The organism is Pantoea sp. 1.19, assembly GCF_001922585.1.
In the GTDB taxonomy this organism is placed as follows: Bacteria; Pseudomonadota; Gammaproteobacteria; order Enterobacterales; family Enterobacteriaceae; genus 1-19.
Map to the genome: position 1 here is coordinate 321,525 of NZ_MRBS01000003.1, position 19,962 is coordinate 341,486.

Sequence of the window (19,962 nt, forward strand, 5' to 3'; positions counted from 1 at the left end):
TGCAACCCGTCTGAGGCGGCACGATGACCGATGAACAGGGCGACTCTCTGCTCTATACCTGGTTTGGCACCACCAGCCCTTACTGGCGACTCAGTATTGACAGTAACGCCCTGCACCTGGCGGAAGAGGAGGGATCGGTCACCCATCTTGCCGTGCCCCTGACACCGGCGCAGGCGGATTTGATCCGCGCGATGACGGTCATCACCTCCAGCGTTGCGCTGACCCTGCACATCCAGGATGCTGAGATACCGCTGCATCTGGTGGGGCGGCGAGTTAATCAGTCGCAGTGGGCCGGTACCGCCTCGGGCTGGGCAGATACGCGCTCAGTGGCTCGCGATCTGGTCTCCGGTCTCTCCTTCGCCGAGCAGGTCGTGTCCGAAGCCAATTCGGTGATTGTGATCGTCGACCATCTCGGCAATATCCAGCGTTTTAACCGGCTGAGCGAAGAGTATACCGGCCTGAAAGAGCAGGAAGTGATTGGCCGCAATGTGTTTCAGCTGTTCATGACCCGCAAAGAGGCCGCCGCCTCCCGCCGAAATATCACCGACTTTTTTCGCGAAGGCAGCGCGTACGAAGTTGAGCGCTGGATCAAGACCCGTAAAGGGCAGCGTCTGTTTTTGTTTCGCAATAAGTTCGTGCACAGCGGCAGCGGGAAAAACGAGATCTATCTGATCTGCTCCGGCACCGATATTACCGAGGAGCGCCGGGCCCAGGAGCGCCTGCGCCTCTTGGCTAATACCGATACGGTGACCGGTCTGCCCAATCGTCATGCGATTCATCAGGCGATCGCGGACGCGTTGGGCGATGGATCCTGTCAGCTGGGCATTGTCTATCTCGACCTCGATAACTTTAAAAAGGTGAATGACGCCTACGGTCATATGTTTGGCGATCAGCTGCTGCAGGCGGTGGCGCTGGCTATTCTGAGCTGCCTTGAGGAGCAGCAGATGCTGGCTCGCCTTGGCGGCGATGAGTTTGTGGTGCTGGCGTCGGACACCAGCCAGGCGATGCTGGAGGCCATGGCGTCGCGCATTCTTGAGCGGCTGCGACAGCCGTTTCGCATCGGGCTGATTGAAATTTACTCCGGCTGCTCAATCGGTATCGCCCTCGCCCCTCAGCACGGCACCGATCGCGAGAGCCTGATTCGCAATGCCGATACCGCGATGTATACCGCCAAAGAGCACGGAAAAGGTAAGTTTTGCGTCTTCTCTGCTGACATGAATCAGCGGGTATTTGAATACCTCTGGCTGGACACCAACCTGCGCAGGGCGCTGGAGCATGAGCAGTTGGTGATTCACTACCAGCCAAAGATTGATGCCGATAATGGGGTGACCAGCGCTGAAGCGCTGGTGCGCTGGCGATCCCCCGAGCGGGGCATGGTGCCACCGGGTAATTTTATTGCCTATGCCGAAGAGTCCGGACTGATCGTGCCGCTGGGACGTTGGGTCATGCTTACCGTGTTAAAACAGATAGTAGCGTGGCAGCGGCGCGGCATTCAGCTGCGAATAGCGGTCAACGTCTCAGCGCGGCAGCTGATTGATCAGAGTATCCTTACCGATCTGCGCCAGGCGATGCTCGCATCCGGCCTGAGCCGCAGTCCGATCGACATCGAATTAACTGAAAGCTGTCTGATTGAGAATGAGGAGAAGACGCATCAGCTGATGCACGATCTGCGCGCGCTCGGTGCCGAAGTGCATCTGGATGATTTTGGTACCGGCTATTCATCACTGTCACAGCTGACTCGCGTGCCGATTAACGCCATCAAGCTGGACCGTAGCTTTGTACGCAATGTCAATCAGCAGACCGTATCGCAGTCGCTGGTGAAAGCGATTGTGGCGGTGGCCAAGGCGCTGGAGTTGCGGGTTATCGCCGAAGGGATAGAAACGCCGGAAGAAGAGGCGTTTGTCCTGGCGAACGGCGTCGATGTGCGGCAGGGATTTCTGTATGCAAAGCCAATGCCCGCCGACGAACTCGAGCACTGGCTTACGCGGCATCCTGCCAGGGACTAATTAACCCACTTTACGCAGCGCCTGCGCCTGATGGCGGTTTTGCAGCGCGACGAGACGAGCCATGTAAGCCAGATCCTTCTTTTCCAGGGTAAATGCAAAGTCAACCCAGTCTTCGGTGATGTCCATCAGTTCCGAGCGGCTCAGCTGCAACACCCGCTGACGCGCTTTCAGCATGGCGCGCACGCCGTTGAGCTTTGGCCGCAGCGTGTCAATCAGCGTGCGCGTCGCCAGCCAGGCATCACCAGGCTCAAACAGATAGTCGACCAGCCCGCGCTCTTTGTACCACTCCGCGGTGTGTGACTCGCCGGAACAGATCAGATTCTCAGCCAGCATCATGCCGCTGCGCCGCGCAACCAGCGAGTATCCCCCCATGCCCGGAAACAGATTGAAAGCAATCTCCGGGAAGCCCAGCCGCGCGCTGTTTTGCGCCAGAATGAAGTGGTGCGCCAGTACGGCCTCAAACCCGCCGCCCAGCGCGCTGCCCTCCACCATCGCCAGCGTTACGGCGCCGGTATCAAAACCGCGGGCGGCCGCATGGATACAGTCGACGCAGGCGCGGGCATAGGCCCGCAACGCTTCCCGTTTCCCCTGCTGAATAGCCTCCAGAAAAAAACGCAGATCGCCACCGGCGTTGAACATCCCCGGAACCATGGAGCCGGTGACCCAAAAATCAATCGGCAAACCGGATTGCTGCACCGCATAGCGGAGAGTCATGATCTCTTCGATCAGCACGTGACTGAAGCACGGCCGCGGCTCGGCGCGTAGCAGCATCCATAAGGTACGCCTTTCCTCCTCATAATACGCCGTCAGCTGCTGAGTTTGGCCCGCTTCGGTTAACAGGCGGCAAGTGGCTTGATTAATAACGCTCATTATCATGTCCTCTAAAAGTGAAGTGCGGAAACCGCAGCATCAGCGTAATGCAGCCAGGGAACTTGCGGAATGCGTGAGCGAGGTTTGAGAACGAGGGGAGCAGAATTATCTCAGTACGGGAAGCCGGGGGGCGGTTTGGGGACGTGCCGGTTGACGATATAGCAATCAGGAGTAAGAAAGCATTGATTCACCGTCAGTTAGCGTAAATTTCCTGCGGTAATACCCACCCGCGGTATGATAACGCGGGCAATTAAGATTATTTACCTGTCCAGACAATCCTTCTTTACTAATAATTGTTGGTAGCAAAAGCTCACATTTTCCCGCGGCGCAGGCCGTGCGGCTCGAGCTTTAGCCCGGACGACAGAAAGGAAGATTTTATCATCAGGAACGTTCGGATTCGGAGGCGGCAGCTATACTCAACAGTGAGCTCCGTGAGCGCAATAAGAAGGAGTAAATAATGAAAACTGTAACTGTTAAACGTATCAGCACTGCCGTGCTGGCAGTCACGCTGGTGATGTCGCTGAGCGCCTGCTCTAATATGTCCCGTCGCGACCGCAATACCGCGATCGGTGCCGGCGTCGGCGCCATCGGTGGTTCGGTGCTGACCGATGGTGGAACGTTAGGAACGCTGGGTGGCGCGGCCGTCGGCGGTATCATCGGTCACCAGGTCGACTAACAGCACATAATAATAAAATCGTTTCAGGCTACCGCAATATAGCATCTGCATCATCCTCAGGCCGCGCTACCGCGGCCTGAGGCCTTATACTTCGTTACTCTTTTAGCCCCCGGCCAGCTTGACCCGCAATCCTTTCTCCTCCAGCAGCGTTTTCAACAGCTCGCGCTTATCGCCCTGAATTTCAATGATGCCGTCCTTCACCGCGCCGCCGCAGCCACACTTTTTTTTCAGTTCGGCCGCCAGCTTTGCCAGCGCGGCATCGTCAAGATCAATCCCGGTGACCAGGCAAACGCCTTTGCCCTTACGGCCGCTGGTTTGACGCTGAATACGTACAATGCCGTCCCCTTTCGGACGCGCGGCTGCTGCGGGTTCCGGTGCGATACGCCCGCTTTCCGTGGAATACACCAACCGATTCTCCCGACTCATCACGCCTCCTCCAGCGCATGGAGAATATCAGCCAGCGCCGCCGCCGGATCGGCGGACTGGGTGATCGGGCGGCCAATCACCATAAAATCGACGCCCGCCTGCCGGGCCTGCTGCGGGGTCATTATCCGCCGCTGATCGCCGGCCTCGCTGCCGGCCGGGCGAATCCCCGGAGTGACCAGTTTAAACGCTGCCCCCCGCGTACGCTTCATCTGCAGCGCTTCCTGCGCGGAGCACACCACGCCGTCCAGGCCGCAGCGCTGCGCCAGCGCGGCCAGCCGCGCGGCATGCTCCGCGGGCGTAGCGGTAATGCCGATATCTTGCAGGTCGCTGGCTTCCATGCTGGTGAGCACGGTGACGGCGATCAGCAGCGGCGCATCCTGGCCAAACGGCTCCAGGGCCTCGCGCGCGGCGTTCATCATCCGGGCACCACCGCTGGCGTGAACGTTCACCATCCACACGCCCAGCTCCGCAGCGGCGGCCACCGCGTGGGCGGCGGTGTTGGGAATATCGTGAAATTTCAGGTCGAGGAATACCTCAAAACCGCGCTGATGCAGGGTCTTGATCAGCGAGGGGCCAAACAGGGTAAACATCTCTTTGCCCACTTTTAGCCGACAGCGGCTGGGATCGATGCGATCAACCAGCGCGAGAGCCTGATTGAGGTCGGCATAGTCCAGCGCAACCAGCACCGGCGAGTGGGAAGCAGAGTGGCGAGAAGTCATGAAGAAGCCCTTATGCGTTAGCCGAATGGCGCAGAAAAAAACAAACGGCAGCATTCTACCTGTCGCGGCGATAAAAGCCCACTGGCACGTACCGGCCCTTTCCCTGCCGTGCGGTTTTCGCAGCGGCCTGTCAATGTGCATCCGGCTATAATGCCAATAGTATGTTGTAACTAAAGTGGCGTTTTTTTTTAAAGCTGGATGGCCGGCATTACTGGCCATCCAGCCCGCGAATCGGTTTTACCGTTGACCAGGCGCGGCAGGAGGGACAGTGCCAGTAAAGCGCATGGGCAGTAAACCCGCACTTCTGGCAGCGATAGCGCGGCTTGGTGCGGATCTGCTCGCCGACCATATCGCGCAGAACCATCAGGCTCTCCTTCGCGCGCCCGTCCTCCGCTTCACTGAGGTGAAAGTCCATCAGGCGGTGGAACATGCGCATGGTCGGATGGCGCTGCAGCTGGCGGTTGATGTAGTTTTGCGCCATCTCTCCGCCTTCCTGCCGCTCAATGATGTCCGCCAGGTAGAGTTCGGCAACCGCCCCGCTGTTCTCCTCCACGCAGCGGCGCACAAAATCAGCCCACGCCTCGGGCTGATTGAGCTGCTGATAGCAGGTTTCCAACATGGGCAAGGCTTCGCACACCAGATCTTTGTCCTGCTCCAGCACGCGCTGCAGATGACCGATTGCTTTGGCATCATCTCCCTTCGCCATCCAGATGCGCCCCATCATAATGGACACCCGGGCGCTTTGACGATCGACCGCTTCGCCGCGTTTTAAGAGCGTCATCGCCCGGTCCAGATCGTCGCTGCCCATCGCCTGCAGCGCCAGCTCGCAGTAAAAATGGGCGATCTTCATGTGCTGACCGGCTTTCCCCAGCTTGGTCAGCCGCTCGGCGGTATCAATCGCTTTCTGCCAGTCGCTGGTCGCCTGATGGATCAGCAGCAGCTGCTCCAGCGCGCCAAGGCGAAAGTCCGTTTCGTCCACCAGCTGGCCGAACATATCCTCGGCCCGATCGTAGAGGCCGGCGGCCATATAGTCCCGCCCCAGCTGCTGGATGGCCAGCAGCCGCTGTTCGTAGCTGAGAGAAGCGCTCTCCATCAGCGACTGATGGATACGTATCGCGCGATCAACCTCGCCGCGCGAGCGAAACAGGTTGCCGAGCGTCAGGTGGGCTTCTACCGCCCCACTGTCCTCTTTCAACATGTCGAGGAACAGGTCCACCGCTTTGTCCTGCTGATTGGCCAGCAGAAAATTGACCCCGGCGACGTAATCGCGGGAGAGACGGTTCGCTTCCTGTTGTTTATCCTGCTGCGCACTTCTGCGCCCCATGTACCAGCCATAGGCGGCGGCAACAGGCAGTAACAGAAACAGCAGCTCCAGCATCGGGAATTATTCCTTGACGGCCGGCACGGCGGAGGTGCCGATCGCCTCTTCTGCCTGGCCCAGCTGCTGCTGCAGACGCTTCAGCTTACGCTGACTGTTGGCCAGCGCCACCCGGGTGCGCAGCCAGAACAGGCCGCAGATGGCCCAGCCAAGCACAAACCCCAGTCCAAACAGCGTCGACAGCAGCGTCGAAATACGATACTCCCCTTTTGCCAGCAGGTAATTGAAGGTCACGACCTGATCGTTATGTGCCCCCAGGGTAACCGAGATGACAAAAATGACTAATACCAGTATTGAAAGCAGTAAATATTTCACAATGCGTCCTGTTCAGCGGGATAAGCGAATGAATTATGCCAAAAAAAATCTGAAATTGCTGCACCGTATGCAGGTTAGCCGGATCGCCAGGCCGCTTCCCCGGTTATGGGGATGCAGGCCGCGCTTTACAATCCTGCCGCTCACTCTTCTTCCCGCTGGCGGATCTCCTGCCGCTCGGATGGCGGAATGGTCAGCGGCCCACAGAACCGCTGCACCAGCCAGGTTGCGAGCGTCACGAACACCCAGCTAAGCAGGGTCGCAGCAACCAAATCGCGCGGCCAGTGCATCCCCAGTACCAGCCGGCTTGCCATCACCCCGCTGGCCCACAGCAGCAGGGCAACGACCGTTTTAGTGTGGCGACGCGGCCAGAGTAGCCCAACGCCGAGCAGCGCCCAGGTGGCGGCAAAAAACGTATGCCCGGATGGAAACGCGTAGCCGGTTTCAAACGCCCAGTGTTTCTTCAGCCAGCCGGGTAGCGTGGTATCACTGGCCAGCAACGTGCTGACCAAATCGCCGCGTGCGGGGCGTTTCAGCTGATAAAACTCCGCTTCATTCACCTGATGAGCCCGCTCCAGCCACAGCACATAAGGGCGAGGCTCCTGCACGCGATCTTTGATGAAGGATTTGGTGTACTGGCCGGCCAGCACCGCCGTAACGATGATTATCAGCAATACCGCCGCCGGACGGGGACGGAAACGCAAACACCACAGAAACCAGCCGCACAGCAGCGCGCTGGTTACGATCCCCCATGGGCGGGTCACGGTTTCGGTGACCCAGAACAGCCCTTTTAACCACAGGTTGCCCTGCCCAGGCTGCCACTGCCAGCCGCTCAGCCAGACGGCCAGCGGCATCAGTAATAAGAGTAGCGCACCCAGCGCGGTACGTTTAGCAATGTCAAGCATTCAGCGTCCTTTTCAACATGAGGGTGACCCACGGGCGGCGGCAGTAAGCCTGGTCAGCGGCCAACGGTTTGGCTGATATCAGCAATAGCATTTCACATTTCCCCCGCCCTCGTGGAATGTGGCAAAATATACCACGGATTGAATCACATCACCCGGTGACGGTCAGCAACGCGGCCGGTCCGGGATCTGGAGAACATAATGAAGCTAAAACGGGTGGCTGAAGCCCAACTTCCTACGCCATGGGGTGACTTCCTGATGGTGGGCTTTGAAGAGATCGCCACCGGACAGGATCACGTTGCGCTGGTGTTCGGCGACGTATCCGGCAGCGAGCCTGTGCTGGCGCGCGTTCATTCCGAATGTCTGACTGGGGACGCCCTGTTCAGCCTGCGCTGCGACTGCGGCTTTCAGCTGGAAGCTGCGCTGACGCAGATAGCTGAGCAGGGGCGCGGCATCCTGCTGTATCACCGCCAGGAGGGGCGGAATATCGGGCTACTGAATAAGATCCGCGCCTACGCGCTGCAGGATAAGGGGTTTGATACCGTTGAGGCCAACCATCAGCTTGGCTTCGCCGCCGACGAGCGCGACTTTACGCTGTGCGCCGACATGTTCAGCCTGCTGGGCGTGGATGAAGTGCGCCTGCTGACCAACAACCCGCGCAAGGTTGAGATCCTCAGTGAAGCCGGGATCAATATTCGCGAGCGGGTGCCGCTGATCGTTGGGCGCAATCCCAGTAACGCCCACTACCTTGATACAAAAGCCGCCAAACTGGGCCACCTGCTGAACCACTGAGACTCCGCGTACGCAACAGGCCGACATTACGTCGGCCTGTTTTTTTATGCCGGCACTCAGGCCCGCAGCATATTACGGATCACGTAGTGCAGAATGCCATCGTGCTGATAATAGGTCAGCTCGTTGCCGGTATCGATACGACAGCGGGTCGCCAGCGTCTCCTGCTGCCCATCAGCGCGGGTCAGCGTCACATTGACCGTTCCGCCCGGGGTCAGATTCTGCAGACCGCTGATGTCCACGATCTCCTCGCCGGTCAGCCCCAGCGTTTTGCGGCTGACGCCCTGCGGAAACTCCAGTGGTAGAATGCCCATGCCGATCAGATTGGAACGATGGATACGCTCAAACGATTCGGCGATCACCACCCGCACGCCCAGCAGGCGTGGTCCCTTGGCCGCCCAGTCCCGGCTGGAACCGGAGCCGTACTCTTTCCCGGCGAACACCGCCAGCGGGGTCCCACTCTGCTGATAGCGCATCGCGGCATCATAGATAGACAGGGTGTCACCCTCCGGCAAATAGCGGGTCATGCCCCCTTCCACGCCGGGAACCATTTCGTTACGAATACGGATGTTGGCGAAGGTGCCACGCATCATCACTTCATGGTTACCGCGCCGCGATCCGTAGGAGTTAAACTCCTCGCGGGCAACCCCGTGCTCCGTCAGGTAGCGTCCAGCCGGACTGTCGGTCTTAATGCTGCCTGCCGGCGAAATATGGTCGGTAGTCACTGAGTCGCCCAGGAGCGCCAGGATCCGCGCGCCGCGAATATCCTCGACCGGTTCCGGCGTGTGCCCCATCTCATCGAAGAACGGTGACAGGCGGATATAGGTCGACTGGGGATCCCAGTCGTAGGTTGCCGCTTCGCTCACCTCGATCGCCTGCCATTCCGGCGTGCCGGCGAAGACCTCGGCGTACTCTTGCGCAAACATTTGCGTCGAGACCTGCTGTACGGCGGTGGCGATCTCGTCCGGTGATGGCCAGATATCTTTCAGCATCACCGGCTTACCGTCGCGGTCTTCGCCCAGCGGTTCGCTGTGCAGGTCAATCGTCATGTTGCCCGCCAGCGCGTAGGCCACCACCAGCGGGGGTGAAGCCAGCCAGTTGGTTTTGATCAGCGGATGGATCCGCCCCTCAAAGTTACGGTTACCGGACAGCACCGCCGCGACGGTCAGATCGCCACGCCTGATCGCCTCTTCGATTGCCTCCGGCAGCGGGCCGGAGTTACCGATACAGGTGGTACAGCCGTAGCCGACCAGATTAAAGCCCAGCGCGTCGAGCGAAGGCGTCAGCCCGGCCATGGTCAGATAGTCAGATACCACCTTCGAACCGGGCGCCAGCGAGGCTTTGACCCACGGCTTGCACTGCAGCCCGATGTCTACCGCTTTTTTAGCCAGCAGACCGGCCGCCATCATTACGCTGGGGTTCGAGGTGTTGGTGCAGGAGGTGATGGCGGCAATCACCACCGCACCGGGATCAAGGCGGTGTTCACCCGCATCATCTTGCCAGGTCACGCCCTTCTGCGGCGCGCTCTGCTGGTTAACCGTCAGCGCCAGGCTGTCGGCGAAGGCCTTTGGCACATCGGGAAGCGAAACGCGATCCTGCGGCCGCTTTGGCCCGGCAAGGCTGGCCTCCACGTCGCCCATATCCAGCGACAGCGTGCTGGTGAACACCGGTTCATCTCCGGCTTCCCGCCACAGCCCCTGCGCTTTGCTGTAGGCTTCTACCAGCGCGATCTGTTCGGCGCTGCGCCCGCTGAGGGTCATGTAGTCAAGGGTGATGGCATCGACCGGGAAGAAGCCGCAGGTGGCGCCGTATTCCGGAGCCATGTTAGCGATGGTGGCGCGATCGGCCAGTGGCAGATCGTCCAGCCCGTCACCGTAGAACTCCACAAATTTGCCCACCACGCCGTGCTGACGCAGCATCTGGGTGACGGTCAGCACTAAATCCGTGGCGGTGATACCCGGTTTGAGCTTGCCGCTGAGCTTGAAGCCCACCACGTCCGGGATAAGCATTGAGACCGGCTGGCCTAACATTGCCGCTTCGGCTTCAATGCCGCCTACGCCCCAGCCCAGCACGCCCAGGCCATTGATCATCGTAGTATGGGAATCCGTGCCAACCAGCGTATCCGGGAAGGCTATCCGGCGATCGCCCTCCGTTTCATGCCACACCGTTTTCCCGAGATATTCGAGGTTAACCTGGTGACAAATGCCGGTTCCCGGCGGCACGACGCGAAACTGGCTGAACGCTTTTTGTCCCCAGCGAAGGAATACATAACGCTCATGGTTACGGCGCATCTCCAGCGCCACGTTGTCGTCAAAGGCGTCGTCATCACCGAAGCGATCAACGGTGACTGAATGGTCGATCACCAGATCGACCGGCGAGTGCGGATTCACCCGATTGACGTCCCCTCCCAGCCGCTTCACCGCCTCGCGCATTGCCGCAAGATCCACCACGGCCGGGACGCCGGTAAAGTCTTGCATCAGCACCCGCGCCGGACGGTAGGCGATTTCCCGTTCGGCGTGACCATGTTCTACCCAGCGGGCCAGCGCCTGGATATCCTGCCCGGTCACCGACTCGCCATCCTGCCAGCGCAGCAGATTTTCCATCAGGACCTTCAGGGATTTGGGCAGGCGGTGCAGATCGCCAAGTACGCCGGCCGCTTGCGGCAGGCTAAAGTAATGGTAAACGGTGCCTTTTACATCCAGTGTGGCCTGACTGGTTTCACGCAACGAGGTGGTCATTGCCGTCTCCTTTTGTCGTTATCGATAACCCGATCGTTGTCAGGGTTAGAGGCAAAAGTATAGACCGCACAGCAGGATAACTAAAAAAACAACCACACAAATCAACAAATTTGCCACATAAATGCAAAATCCCGCGCGCACGCAGGGCTGACTAAAGGGGCATGCAAATTTACAGCATGGACATTAAGTAAGGCGGGTTCACAGGAGAGAAAACAGCAGGCCCACGGGGCGCCAAAGGCGGACACTTTATTCATCACTGCCGCCTGACGCCATTCCGGCGTGGGAGGAACCGGGTTAGCCGGCAATCTGCGAGGGTCAGTCGGTTAAGGGATTCAACTCCGCACTCACTGCCGCCGCCGTCCGGGTTTATCAAACCCAGCCCGCGTGATGAGTGCGTTTACTCACTGGCAGCTAAAAAATCAGCCGGCGGTTATTTAAGATTTTCATCCATCAGTGATTCAATAAAACGTTTTTGCGCTTCGTTCAGGTCCCAGCTGCGCGGGATCTCCACGCTGTTGGTTTCCTGACGCCGGGCGCAGCGGTGCGTGGTCACTTTGGCAGCCGCCGTGGTTTTCCGTTCCGCAGTGCGATGGCACATCGCTACCCCCAAAAGCGCCAGATAACAAGCGCTACCAGCACCCAGAACAGTGCTGAAGCAGCGAATACAGCCAACCAGGCTTTGCGTTTCAGATCGCTTTTACGCTTAACACTGGTGGATTTCTCCTGAAAATCGGAGTTCACAGATAACCTTGTCGCCATAGTTTTAGATAATCACTCACTGTAAAACGATTGTTAACACCAATCAAGATTTAGGAGGAATCCTAAGCACTTTTTACGCGGAGATCCAGCTATTTTTATTATAGCGGACGATTAACACGACTAATCATACCGCCGGTCCACGCCTGGCTAACGCTTATCTGCCGGCGCTCCGGATAATGAATACCTCATGCCAAACAACGCTAAATAATGGTCAGCATCGCCCCCGCATAAATCGATAGGTTCCGCTGACAGGCCAGCAAACATAGGCTTTGTTACGCGTCGTTAACAAGAGTATGGGATTAATCCTGGGCTATCGCAAAGCGTCAGCATGAATTTTGTGAACTGTTTGGCGTTTAATGAGTAATAACGCTCAACGCGGTGACCGTGGCGTTATTTGCGTCGCGACATTAACGCGCCCTTACCTATTTCAGCAACAGACGGAAACGAACAAGGCCGCTTTCGCGGCCTTGTTGAAGAAAGGTTAATGTTTACTTTGCCGGCAGTTTGATGTCTTTGAACATTGCTTCAATGTCTTCATTGGATCGCAAACTGACGGCCGCGTCCACTACGTCGCGGGTGAGGTGCGGCGCAAACCGCTGAATAAAATCGTACATGTAGCTACGCAGGAACGTGCTGCGGCGAAAGCCAATTTTAGTGGTGCTGTGAGAGAAGATACCGGTCGCTTCAATCCGTACCAGGTCCGGATCGGCCAGCGGATCCACCGCCATACTGGCGATGACGCCCACGCCGAGCCCCAACCGCACGTAGGTTTTGATCACATCGGCATCGGTTGCGGTAAACACGATTTGCGGCGTCAGCCCGGCGCGATTGAACGCAGTATCCAGCTCAGAACGGCCGGTAAAGCCAAAGGTATAAGTTACCAGCGGATAGGCCGCCAGCTCTTCAATACTGACCTGCTTGTGGCCGGCCAGCGGATGGTCAGGCGTCACCACAATGGCGCGATTCCAGTGATAGCACGGCAGCATGATCAAATCGTCGTACAGATGCAGGGCCTCGGTGGCGATAGCAAAATCAGCGTTGCCCTTTGAAACGGCCTCGGCAATTTGCGTGGGCGATCCCTGATGCATGTGCAGCGAGACGCGCGGATAGCGCTCGATGAAACCTTTTATTACCCCGGGAAGCGCGTAGCGTGCCTGAGTATGGGTGGTTGCCACGTACAGCGATCCCTTATCCGGCCAGGTGTGCTCTCCGGCGACGGACTTGATGGCGTCCACTTTTGACAGCACTTCACGGGCAATGCGGATAATCTCCTGCCCCGCCGGCGTGACCTGAGTCAGGTGCTTGCCGCTGCGGGCAAAAATCTGAATACCCAGCTCATCTTCCAGCATCCGGACCTGCTTGCTGATGCCCGGCTGTGAGGTATACAGGCCCTCTGCGGTGGAGGAGACATTGAGATTGTGATTGACGACTTCCACGATGTAGCGAAGCTGCTGCAGTTTCATTCAGTGAGATCCCACGAGGTAACCGGCGCACCACGGTCTGAGCCGGGAGGGCGGAGTAATGCAAATTTTTAATAAGAAAACGCGTTTCTATAACAACTATATCATCTGTCGCGCGGATGTATAGCTGGCCAGGCAGGAAAAACAGCGGGCTGACCTCCGGTCAGCCCGCTGCTGGATCACTTCTTGGCTTCCGTCCATTTACCGTCAATAAAGAAGGCGGACCAGCCGGTCGCTTTCCCCTCTTTTTCGGCGCTGACGTACTGCTGTTTCGTTTTTCGACTGAAGCGCACGACGGTCTTGTTACCGTCCGGATCGGCAACCGGCGCATCGGCCAGATACTGCAGCTTCTCCGGCAGGCGGTCGCGAAAACGCTGCAGTTCTTCTACCAGCGGCGCCCGGGTCTCGCGGGATTTCGGGAAGGTATTGGCCGCGAGGAAGACGCCCGCGGCGCCGTCACGCAGCACAAAATAGGCATCGGACTTCTCACAGGGCAGCTCCGGCAGCGGAACCGGATCCTCTTTGGGGGGCGCCACTTCGCCATTGCGCAAGATTTTACGGGTGTTTTTACACGCCTCGTTGGTACAGCCCATGTACTTACCAAAACGCCCCATTTTCAGGTGCATTTCGGCGCCGCATTTGTCGCACTCGACCACCGGACCGTCATAGCCCTTGATGCGGAATTCACCCTGCTCGATTTCGTAGCCATCGCACTGCGGGTTGTTACCACACACGTGCAGCTTACGCTGATTATCGATCAGGTAGCTGTCCATCGCTGTGCCACATTTTTTACAGCGGTGGCGCTTGCGCAGGGCGTTGGTTTCAGCATCATCCCCTTCGAGAACGTTCAGCACCTCGTTTTCCGGGATCAGGTTGATGGTCTGCTTGCAGCGCTCTTTCGGCGGCAGCGCGTACCCGGAACAGCCGAGGAACACCCCGGTACTGGCGGTGCGAATTCCCATCTTGCGCCCGCAGGTCGGGCAATCAATGGAAGTCAGCACCATCTGGTTCGGCGCCATGCCGCCCTCTTCCGGATCTTTACTTGCCTGATCCAGCTGCTGGCTAAAGTCGCTAAAGAAGTGGTCCAGCACCGCGCGCCACTCGGCGTCGTTGTTTGCCACTTTATCCAGATCGTCTTCCATGCGGGCGGTGAAGTCATAGTTCATCAGGTCGCGGAAGTTCTCTTCCAGACGATCGGTAACGATTTCCCCCATTTTTTCCGCGTAAAAGCGGCGGCTCTCGACCCGGACATAGCCGCGATCCTGAATGGTCGAAATGATGGAGGCATAGGTCGACGGACGACCGATACCGCGCTTTTCCAGCTCGCGCACCAGCGACGCTTCGCTGAAGCGGGCCGGAGGTTTAGTAAAGTGCTGAGCGGGCGTCAGCTGCTGCAGATCCAGCGTGTCGCCCACCGCAATCGCCGGCAGGATGCGATCTTCGTCGCCCTTACGCAGCGCCGGCATGACCCGGGTCCAGCCGTCAAAACGCAAGATACGCCCGCGGGCCTTCAGCTTAAACTCACCGGCGGCCACCGTCAGGGTGGTCGAATCGTACTGCGCCGGCACCATTTGGCAAGCGACAAACTGACGCCAAATCAGCTGATACAGTTTTTGCGCGTCGGCTTCCATGTCCTTCAGCTGCTCGGCAAGCACATTCACGTCTGACGGACGGATGGCCTCGTGCGCTTCCTGCGAATTGTCTTTGCTGGCGTACTGGTTGGCCGCTTTCGGCAGATACTTTTCACCGAACTCACCGCCGATGTAGTCACGCGCCATACTGACCGCATCCTGACTGAGATTGGTGGAGTCAGTACGCATATAGGTAATGTGGCCCGCTTCGTACAGCCGCTGCGCCATCATCATGGTTTTCTTCACGCCGAAGCCGAGTCGGGTGCTGGCCGCCTGCTGCAGCGTGGACGTAATAAAGGGCGCGCCAGGCTTACTGCTGGTTGGTTTATCATCACGATCCAACACCGTGTAGCGCGCTTTTTCCAGCAGCGCGACCGCCGCCTGGGTCTGCTCACTGTTGACCGGACGGAACGGCTTATCGCGCTCGTGGGTCACCTGCATCGCCAGAGAGTCCGCCTTCGGGGTGTGCAGATCGGCGGCGATTTCCCAGTACTCTTCCGGTACAAAGGCTTTGATCTCACGCTCGCGCTCAACCACCAGCCGCACAGCCACTGACTGCACGCGGCCGGCGGAGAGACCGCGGGCAATTTTTTTCCACAGCAGCGGTGAGACCATGTAGCCCACCACGCGATCCATAAAGCGACGCGCCTGCTGAGCGTTAACCCGATCGATATTCAGTTCACCCGGCTTGTCAAACGCCTGGCGGATGGCATTTTTCGTGATTTCATTAAACACCACCCGGCTGTAACGGGTCTCGTCCCCTCCGATCACTTCCCGCAGGTGCCAGGCAATGGCTTCCCCTTCGCGGTCAAGGTCGGTTGCGAGATAGATATGGTCAGCATTTTGCGCGAGCGCTTTCAGCTCAGAGACCACTTTTTCTTTGCCGGGCAGGATCTGATAATCCGCCTGCCAGGCGTGCCAGGGATCCACGCCCATGCGATGGACCAGCGCGGTGCGCTCATCTTTTTTGACTTTTTTCCCGGTCTTACTGGTTGCAGAGTCAGTGCTCTTTTTAACCGTTGAGCCACTGGTCGGCAAATCCCGGATATGCCCCACGCTGGACTTCACCACGTAGTCATTACCCAGATATTTATTGATTGTTTTGGCCTTTGCCGGGGACTCAACTATTACGAGAGCTTTGCCCATATTTACCTTTACCTGATTGATACATCCGAGAGTGTGTCGTGGCGTTGCTTCGCCGGGGACGATAAAGAGAACCCGCCCGCCTGACGGCAAATCAACCCGCCAGAATCCCTCTGCCGGGGGCCCCAGGCTTCATGATTAACAGCATGATAACATAGGGTTTATCTTGTCCATTTACCGCTTCCCTGCAGTCAGGGGTTCCACGATTTAACCCCGAAACCTGAATCGCCCACACTGTACCTGATAAAATTCGATACGCAACTTAATTAGCATCTGACGCATTTTTGCGCCAGTTTTCTCTGCAATTGCGCGCGGATGGCATTAAATCTGTGCAGAAATGGCGATCGGCTGACGCTGATGAATATAGAAGAAGAATCTTAAAAGCGTAAATGCGGCAAAAAAAAACGGTTAACGGGTGGCGGTGTCCACCCGTCAAAGTTTACAGCAGGGGTTTCTCACCGCGCTGCCACCAGCGCAGCAGCAGCCGATCGAGACTGTTCGCCGCGCTATGCGTGACGCGGTCCACCATTTTTTTACGTCGGACATAGCGCACCGCCGTCACGTCAAAGCGCGCCATCTCGGCAATCAGCAGATCGTCACTGGTGCTCAGGCTGTCAACCAACCCTTTTTCCAGCGCCTGTCGGCCAAACCAGTGTTCGCCGGTGGCCACCGCCTCGACGTCCAGTGTCGGACGCATCTCCTGTACAAACTGTTTGAACAGATGATGGGTCTCATCCAAATCGGCGCGGAACTTAGCGCGCCCCTGCTCGGTATTTTCACCAAACAGGGTAAGCGTTCGCTTAAAGTCTCCGGCGGTATGCAGCTCAATATCGATGTCATTGCGCTTGAGCAGACGATGGAAGTTAGGAATTTGGGCGACCACGCCGATCGAGCCGAGGATCGCAAACGGCGCCGAGACAATGCGATCGGCCACGCAGGCCATCATATAACCGCCGCTGGCCGCCACTTTATCCACCGCCACGGTGAGGCGCACGCCGCGATCCCGCAGCCGCTGTAGCTGAGACGCCGCCAGGCCATAGCCGTGCACCACGCCACCGGGGCTCTCCAGACGCAGCAGCACCTCATCTTCCTGACTGGCGACCGACAGTACCGCGGTCACCTCTTCGCGCAGCGAACTCACCTCTTCCGCGCCGATGCTACCCTTAAAATCCAGCACGTAGAGGGTCGGACGGCGCGCCTCCAGGTGGCCATGTTTTGCCTGCAGTCGCGCCGCCTTTTCCTGCTGCTTACGGCGTTTTTTTTGCGTTTTCACATAGGCTTTGCGCGCCGGCGGTGACAGCTTCTCCAGCGTCATTGTCTGCTTCATGTCGTCGTAATCGCTGCCAAGCGGGGTCAGTTTTAACTGCCCCACCGCGCCGCGTTTCCGCTGTGCGGTCTGGCTCACTACCAGCACAACGGCAATCACCGCTGCCACCAGAGTAAGTATTTTTGCTAAAAATAAGCCATATAAAGAGAGTAGTTCCACACTTGTCACCTTACTGTTGCGCGAAATGTCCGGGAAGACAGTGTAACCGACCCGGCGGAAGGCGTCGCCTTTTCCGCGGCGAGCGCGCCGGAGTATGATTGTAATGTTGTGCTATTTCAGGCATAAAGCAGCCAACCCGAACGGCATCATCGTCCGGTCTGCCGCCGGCGGTAGACCGCGTCCATTAAGGAGCTATCCGTGAATGATCATTTTCCCCCTGATGCGCTGAAAGCGCGCACGCTGCTGGTTACCGGCGCCACCGAGGGTATTGGCCGGGAGGCGGCGCTGACCTACGCCCGCCTCGGCGCCCGCCTGCTGCTGCTCGGCCGCAACGCCGAAAAGCTGCAGCAGGTTGCCAGCGAGATTGCCGCCGCCCGCGGCGCGCCGGCGCACTGTTTTATTCTGGACATGGACAGCGCTACGCCCGAACGCTGTCAGCGGCTGGCGCAGGAAATCGCCGCCGTTGCGCCGCAGCTTGATGGCGTGCTGCACAACGCCGGGGTGTTGGGCGAGGTGGTGCCGATGCGGGAGCAAACCCCGGCGGTCTGGCAGCAGGTGATGCGCGTCAACGTGGACAGCACGTTCTTCCTTACCCAGGCGCTGCTGCCGCTGCTGCTGGCGGCGCCGCAGGCGTCGCTGGTATTCACCAGCTCCAGCGTCGGCCGCCAGGGGCGCGCCGGCTGGGGGGCCTATGCGGTTTCCAAATTTGCCACCGAAGGCATGATGCAGGTGCTGGCCGAGGAGTACCGCGGCAGCGGACTGCGCGTCAACTGCATTAATCCCGGTGGTACCCGCACCGCCATGCGCGCCAGCGCCTTCCCCGACGAAAATCGCGATCGGCTGAAGACCCCGGCGGAGATCATGGCGCCTTACGTCTGGCTGATGAGCGCAGCCAGCCGCGACGTCCACGGTCAGAGTATTGATGCCCAACCGGGCCGCAAAGCGGGGCCGGCGGAATAATGGCTAACGACGATCGTCATCAGCAGCGCCAGCAGCGCTTAAAAGAGCAGGTGGATGCGCGCATTGCCACCGCCACCGACGCCCGTGGGATCCTGATGGTGTTCACCGGCAACGGTAAAGGGAAAACCACCGCCGCCTTTGGCACCGTGACCCGCGCCGTCGGGCACGGTCTGCGCGCCGGCGTGATTCAGTTTATCAAGGGGGAGTGGCCAAACGGCGAGCGTAATCTGCTGGAAAAAGCCGGGGTTGAATTTCAGGTCATGGCCACCGGCTTTACCTGGGAGACGCAGAGCCGCGCCACCGACAGCGCCGCCTGTCAGGCCGTCTGGCAGCACGCCGTGCGCATGCTGCAAGATCCCAGCCTTGACCTGGTGGTGCTGGATGAGCTGACTTACATGGTGAGCTTTGACTATTTGCCGCTGGAGACGGTGCTGACCGCTCTCCGCCAGCGCCCCGCGCAGCAAACGGTGATCGTCACCGGCCGCGGCTGCCACCGGGAGATCGCGGCGCTGGCCGATACGGTCAGCGAGATGCGCCCGGTGAAACACGCCTTCGACGCCGGTATTCAGGCCCGGCAGGGTATCGACTGGTAAAAAAACGGGCATCTTACGATGCCCGTGTTACTTAACGCTTCTGCGTGCTGCCGCGGCGCGATCCGCTCACCTGCGTGTGGCGTTTGACCGCGCGGCGAATCTGGTTAGCCTTGGTGCGGCGGCGGTCTTTCTCCACCGGCACTTTACTGACCGTTTCCGGTGCCAGCCCCACCAGCTCGCGCAGGTAGTTGGTCGGCTCCAGCGTCAGCTCGGTCCAGCCGCCGCGCGGCAGTCCCTTCGGCAGCTGAATATCGCCGTAGCGCACGCGGATCAGGCGACTAACCTGCACGCCAACCGCTTCCCACAGGCGACGCACTTCGCGGTTTCGCCCTTCGGTCAGCGTGACGTTGTACCACTGGTTAATGCCTTCGCCGCCGGTGAATTTGATGGTTTTAAACGCCGCCGGGCCATCCTCGAGCTGGACGCCCTTCGCCAGCTGACGCATTTTATCCTCATCCACCTGACCAAAAACGCGCACCGCGTATTCGCGCTCCACTTCCCGGCTCGGGTGCATCAGGCGATTCGCCAGCTCACCGTCGGTGGTGAACAGCAGCAGGCCGCAGGTATTGACGTCCAGTCGTCCCACCGCTATCCAGCGCGCACCGCGCAGTTTGGGTAAGCGATCGAATACCGTCGGGCGCCCTTCCGGATCGTTGCGGGTGCAGAGCTCGCCTTCGGGCTTGTAGTAGGCCAGCACGCGGCACACTTCGGTAATGGACTCCGTCACCGAGACGAGGTGACCATCAATGCGGATCTTCAGGGTTTTGTTCGATTCGATGCGATCGCCCAGCGTCGCCAGTTTGCCATCGACGCTGACCCGTCCGGCCGCGATCATGGTCTCGATTTCACGACGCGAGCCGTGGCCGGCTCGGGCTAACACTTTTTGTAACTTTTCGCTCATGGCGCTTCCTCTTGTCGCCTTCCCAGGCGTCTGTGTGTACTGCAAAAACAGCAGGCGCAAAAAGATTCATGCAGCCTGCTGTTTTATATAACCTTTTATTGCAGTAAGTACGGCAGGCGCCGCGATGCTGGCGCCCGCTGTATACCGGCTGCGTATGGTACACGAATTTTAAACAAATTCATCGTACTCAATGCACCGCGGCGCAACAATCCT

General features: G+C 58.8%; 18 protein-coding genes. 5 read left to right on the top strand and 13 right to left on the bottom strand.

The annotated features are described in order from the left end of the window. Positions 1–23: 23 nt before the first annotated feature. Entirely contained in the window at positions 24–2,006 is a 1,983-nt protein-coding gene (gene pdeR, locus BS626_RS08160) for a cyclic di-GMP phosphodiesterase (RefSeq protein ID WP_075181880.1), read from the top strand. Here pdeR and BS626_RS08165 read toward each other — a convergent pair whose 3' ends face one another. Next, the gene (locus tag BS626_RS08165; protein ID WP_075181881.1) at positions 2,007–2,876 is read right to left on the bottom strand and encodes a crotonase/enoyl-CoA hydratase family protein; all 870 of its coding nucleotides are present in this window, start codon (positions 2,874–2,876) and stop codon (positions 2,007–2,009) included. A gap of 457 nt (positions 2,877–3,333) precedes the next feature. Here BS626_RS08165 and osmB point away from each other — a divergent pair, with 457 nt between their 5' ends. Then, positions 3,334–3,552, top strand: coding sequence for an osmotically-inducible lipoprotein OsmB (gene osmB / locus BS626_RS08170; RefSeq protein WP_075181882.1), 219 nt, complete (start codon positions 3,334–3,336; stop codon positions 3,550–3,552). 102 nt (positions 3,553–3,654) lie between these two features. Here the strand turns inward: osmB and yciH are convergent, their stop codons facing one another. From yciH to pgpB, 5 genes are all read right to left on the bottom strand, one after another. Beyond that, on the bottom strand, positions 3,655–3,978 hold the full coding sequence (gene yciH, locus BS626_RS08175) for a stress response translation initiation inhibitor YciH (RefSeq protein WP_075181883.1): 324 nt from the start codon (positions 3,976–3,978) through the stop codon (positions 3,655–3,657). Further along, positions 3,978–4,697 carry an orotidine-5'-phosphate decarboxylase gene (gene pyrF, locus BS626_RS08180; RefSeq protein ID WP_083615927.1) on the bottom strand — a complete coding sequence of 240 codons (720 nt, stop codon included), beginning with the start codon at positions 4,695–4,697 and terminating at the stop codon, positions 3,978–3,980. The genes yciH and pyrF overlap by 1 nt, the downstream gene beginning before the upstream one ends. Positions 4,698–4,905: 208 nt before the next feature. Next, positions 4,906–6,075 carry a lipopolysaccharide assembly protein LapB gene (gene lapB, locus BS626_RS08185; RefSeq protein ID WP_075181884.1) on the bottom strand — a complete coding sequence of 390 codons (1,170 nt, stop codon included), beginning with the start codon at positions 6,073–6,075 and terminating at the stop codon, positions 4,906–4,908. A gap of 6 nt (positions 6,076–6,081) precedes the next feature. After that, a complete protein-coding gene (locus tag BS626_RS08190) occupies positions 6,082–6,390 on the bottom strand; it encodes a LapA family protein (RefSeq protein WP_075181885.1) in 309 nt (102 codons plus the stop codon). 140 nt (positions 6,391–6,530) lie between these two features. Then, positions 6,531–7,292 (bottom strand): phosphatidylglycerophosphatase B, encoded by a 762-nt coding sequence (gene pgpB, locus BS626_RS08195; protein WP_075181886.1) that lies wholly within the window; start codon positions 7,290–7,292, stop codon positions 6,531–6,533. A 198-nt stretch (positions 7,293–7,490) separates the two neighbouring features. Between pgpB and ribA the strand changes: the two genes are divergently transcribed. Continuing rightward, positions 7,491–8,081, top strand: a complete 591-nt coding sequence (ribA, locus tag BS626_RS08200; RefSeq protein ID WP_075181887.1) for a GTP cyclohydrolase II — start codon at positions 7,491–7,493, stop codon at positions 8,079–8,081. A gap of 56 nt (positions 8,082–8,137) precedes the next feature. Here ribA and acnA read toward each other — a convergent pair whose 3' ends face one another. The 6 genes from acnA to sohB all read right to left on the bottom strand — a co-directional run bounded on the left by acnA (position 8,138) and on the right by sohB (position 17,295). Beyond that, a complete protein-coding gene (acnA, locus tag BS626_RS08205; RefSeq protein WP_075181888.1) occupies positions 8,138–10,816 on the bottom strand; it encodes an aconitate hydratase AcnA in 2,679 nt (892 codons plus the stop codon). 430 nt (positions 10,817–11,246) lie between these two features. After that, positions 11,247–11,414, bottom strand: coding sequence for a hypothetical protein (locus BS626_RS18600; protein ID WP_170870446.1), 168 nt, complete (start codon positions 11,412–11,414; stop codon positions 11,247–11,249). Between the two features lie 2 nt (positions 11,415–11,416). Beyond that, positions 11,417–11,575: a YmiA family putative membrane protein gene (locus tag BS626_RS08210; protein WP_075181889.1), complete on the bottom strand. Its 159-nt coding sequence runs from the start codon at positions 11,573–11,575 to the stop codon at positions 11,417–11,419. Positions 11,576–12,063: 488 nt separating this feature from the next. Further along, entirely contained in the window at positions 12,064–13,038 is a 975-nt protein-coding gene (cysB, locus tag BS626_RS08215) for an HTH-type transcriptional regulator CysB (RefSeq protein ID WP_075181890.1), read from the bottom strand. A 176-nt stretch (positions 13,039–13,214) separates the two neighbouring features. Next, entirely contained in the window at positions 13,215–15,812 is a 2,598-nt protein-coding gene (gene topA / locus BS626_RS08220) for a type I DNA topoisomerase (RefSeq protein WP_075181891.1), read from the bottom strand. A 436-nt stretch (positions 15,813–16,248) separates the two neighbouring features. Then, a complete protein-coding gene (gene sohB, locus BS626_RS08225; RefSeq protein ID WP_075181892.1) occupies positions 16,249–17,295 on the bottom strand; it encodes a protease SohB in 1,047 nt (348 codons plus the stop codon). Between the two features lie 198 nt (positions 17,296–17,493). Here sohB and BS626_RS08230 point away from each other — a divergent pair, with 198 nt between their 5' ends. Beyond that, on the top strand, positions 17,494–18,255 hold the full coding sequence (locus tag BS626_RS08230; protein WP_075181893.1) for a YciK family oxidoreductase: 762 nt from the start codon (positions 17,494–17,496) through the stop codon (positions 18,253–18,255). Further along, entirely contained in the window at positions 18,255–18,848 is a 594-nt protein-coding gene (gene cobO, locus BS626_RS08235) for a cob(I)yrinic acid a,c-diamide adenosyltransferase (RefSeq protein WP_075181894.1), read from the top strand. The genes BS626_RS08230 and cobO overlap by 1 nt, the downstream gene beginning before the upstream one ends. A 31-nt stretch (positions 18,849–18,879) precedes the next feature. Here the strand turns inward: cobO and rluB are convergent, their stop codons facing one another. After that, entirely contained in the window at positions 18,880–19,749 is an 870-nt protein-coding gene (gene rluB / locus BS626_RS08240) for a 23S rRNA pseudouridine(2605) synthase RluB (RefSeq protein ID WP_075181895.1), read from the bottom strand. Positions 19,750–19,962 lie beyond the last annotated feature (213 nt).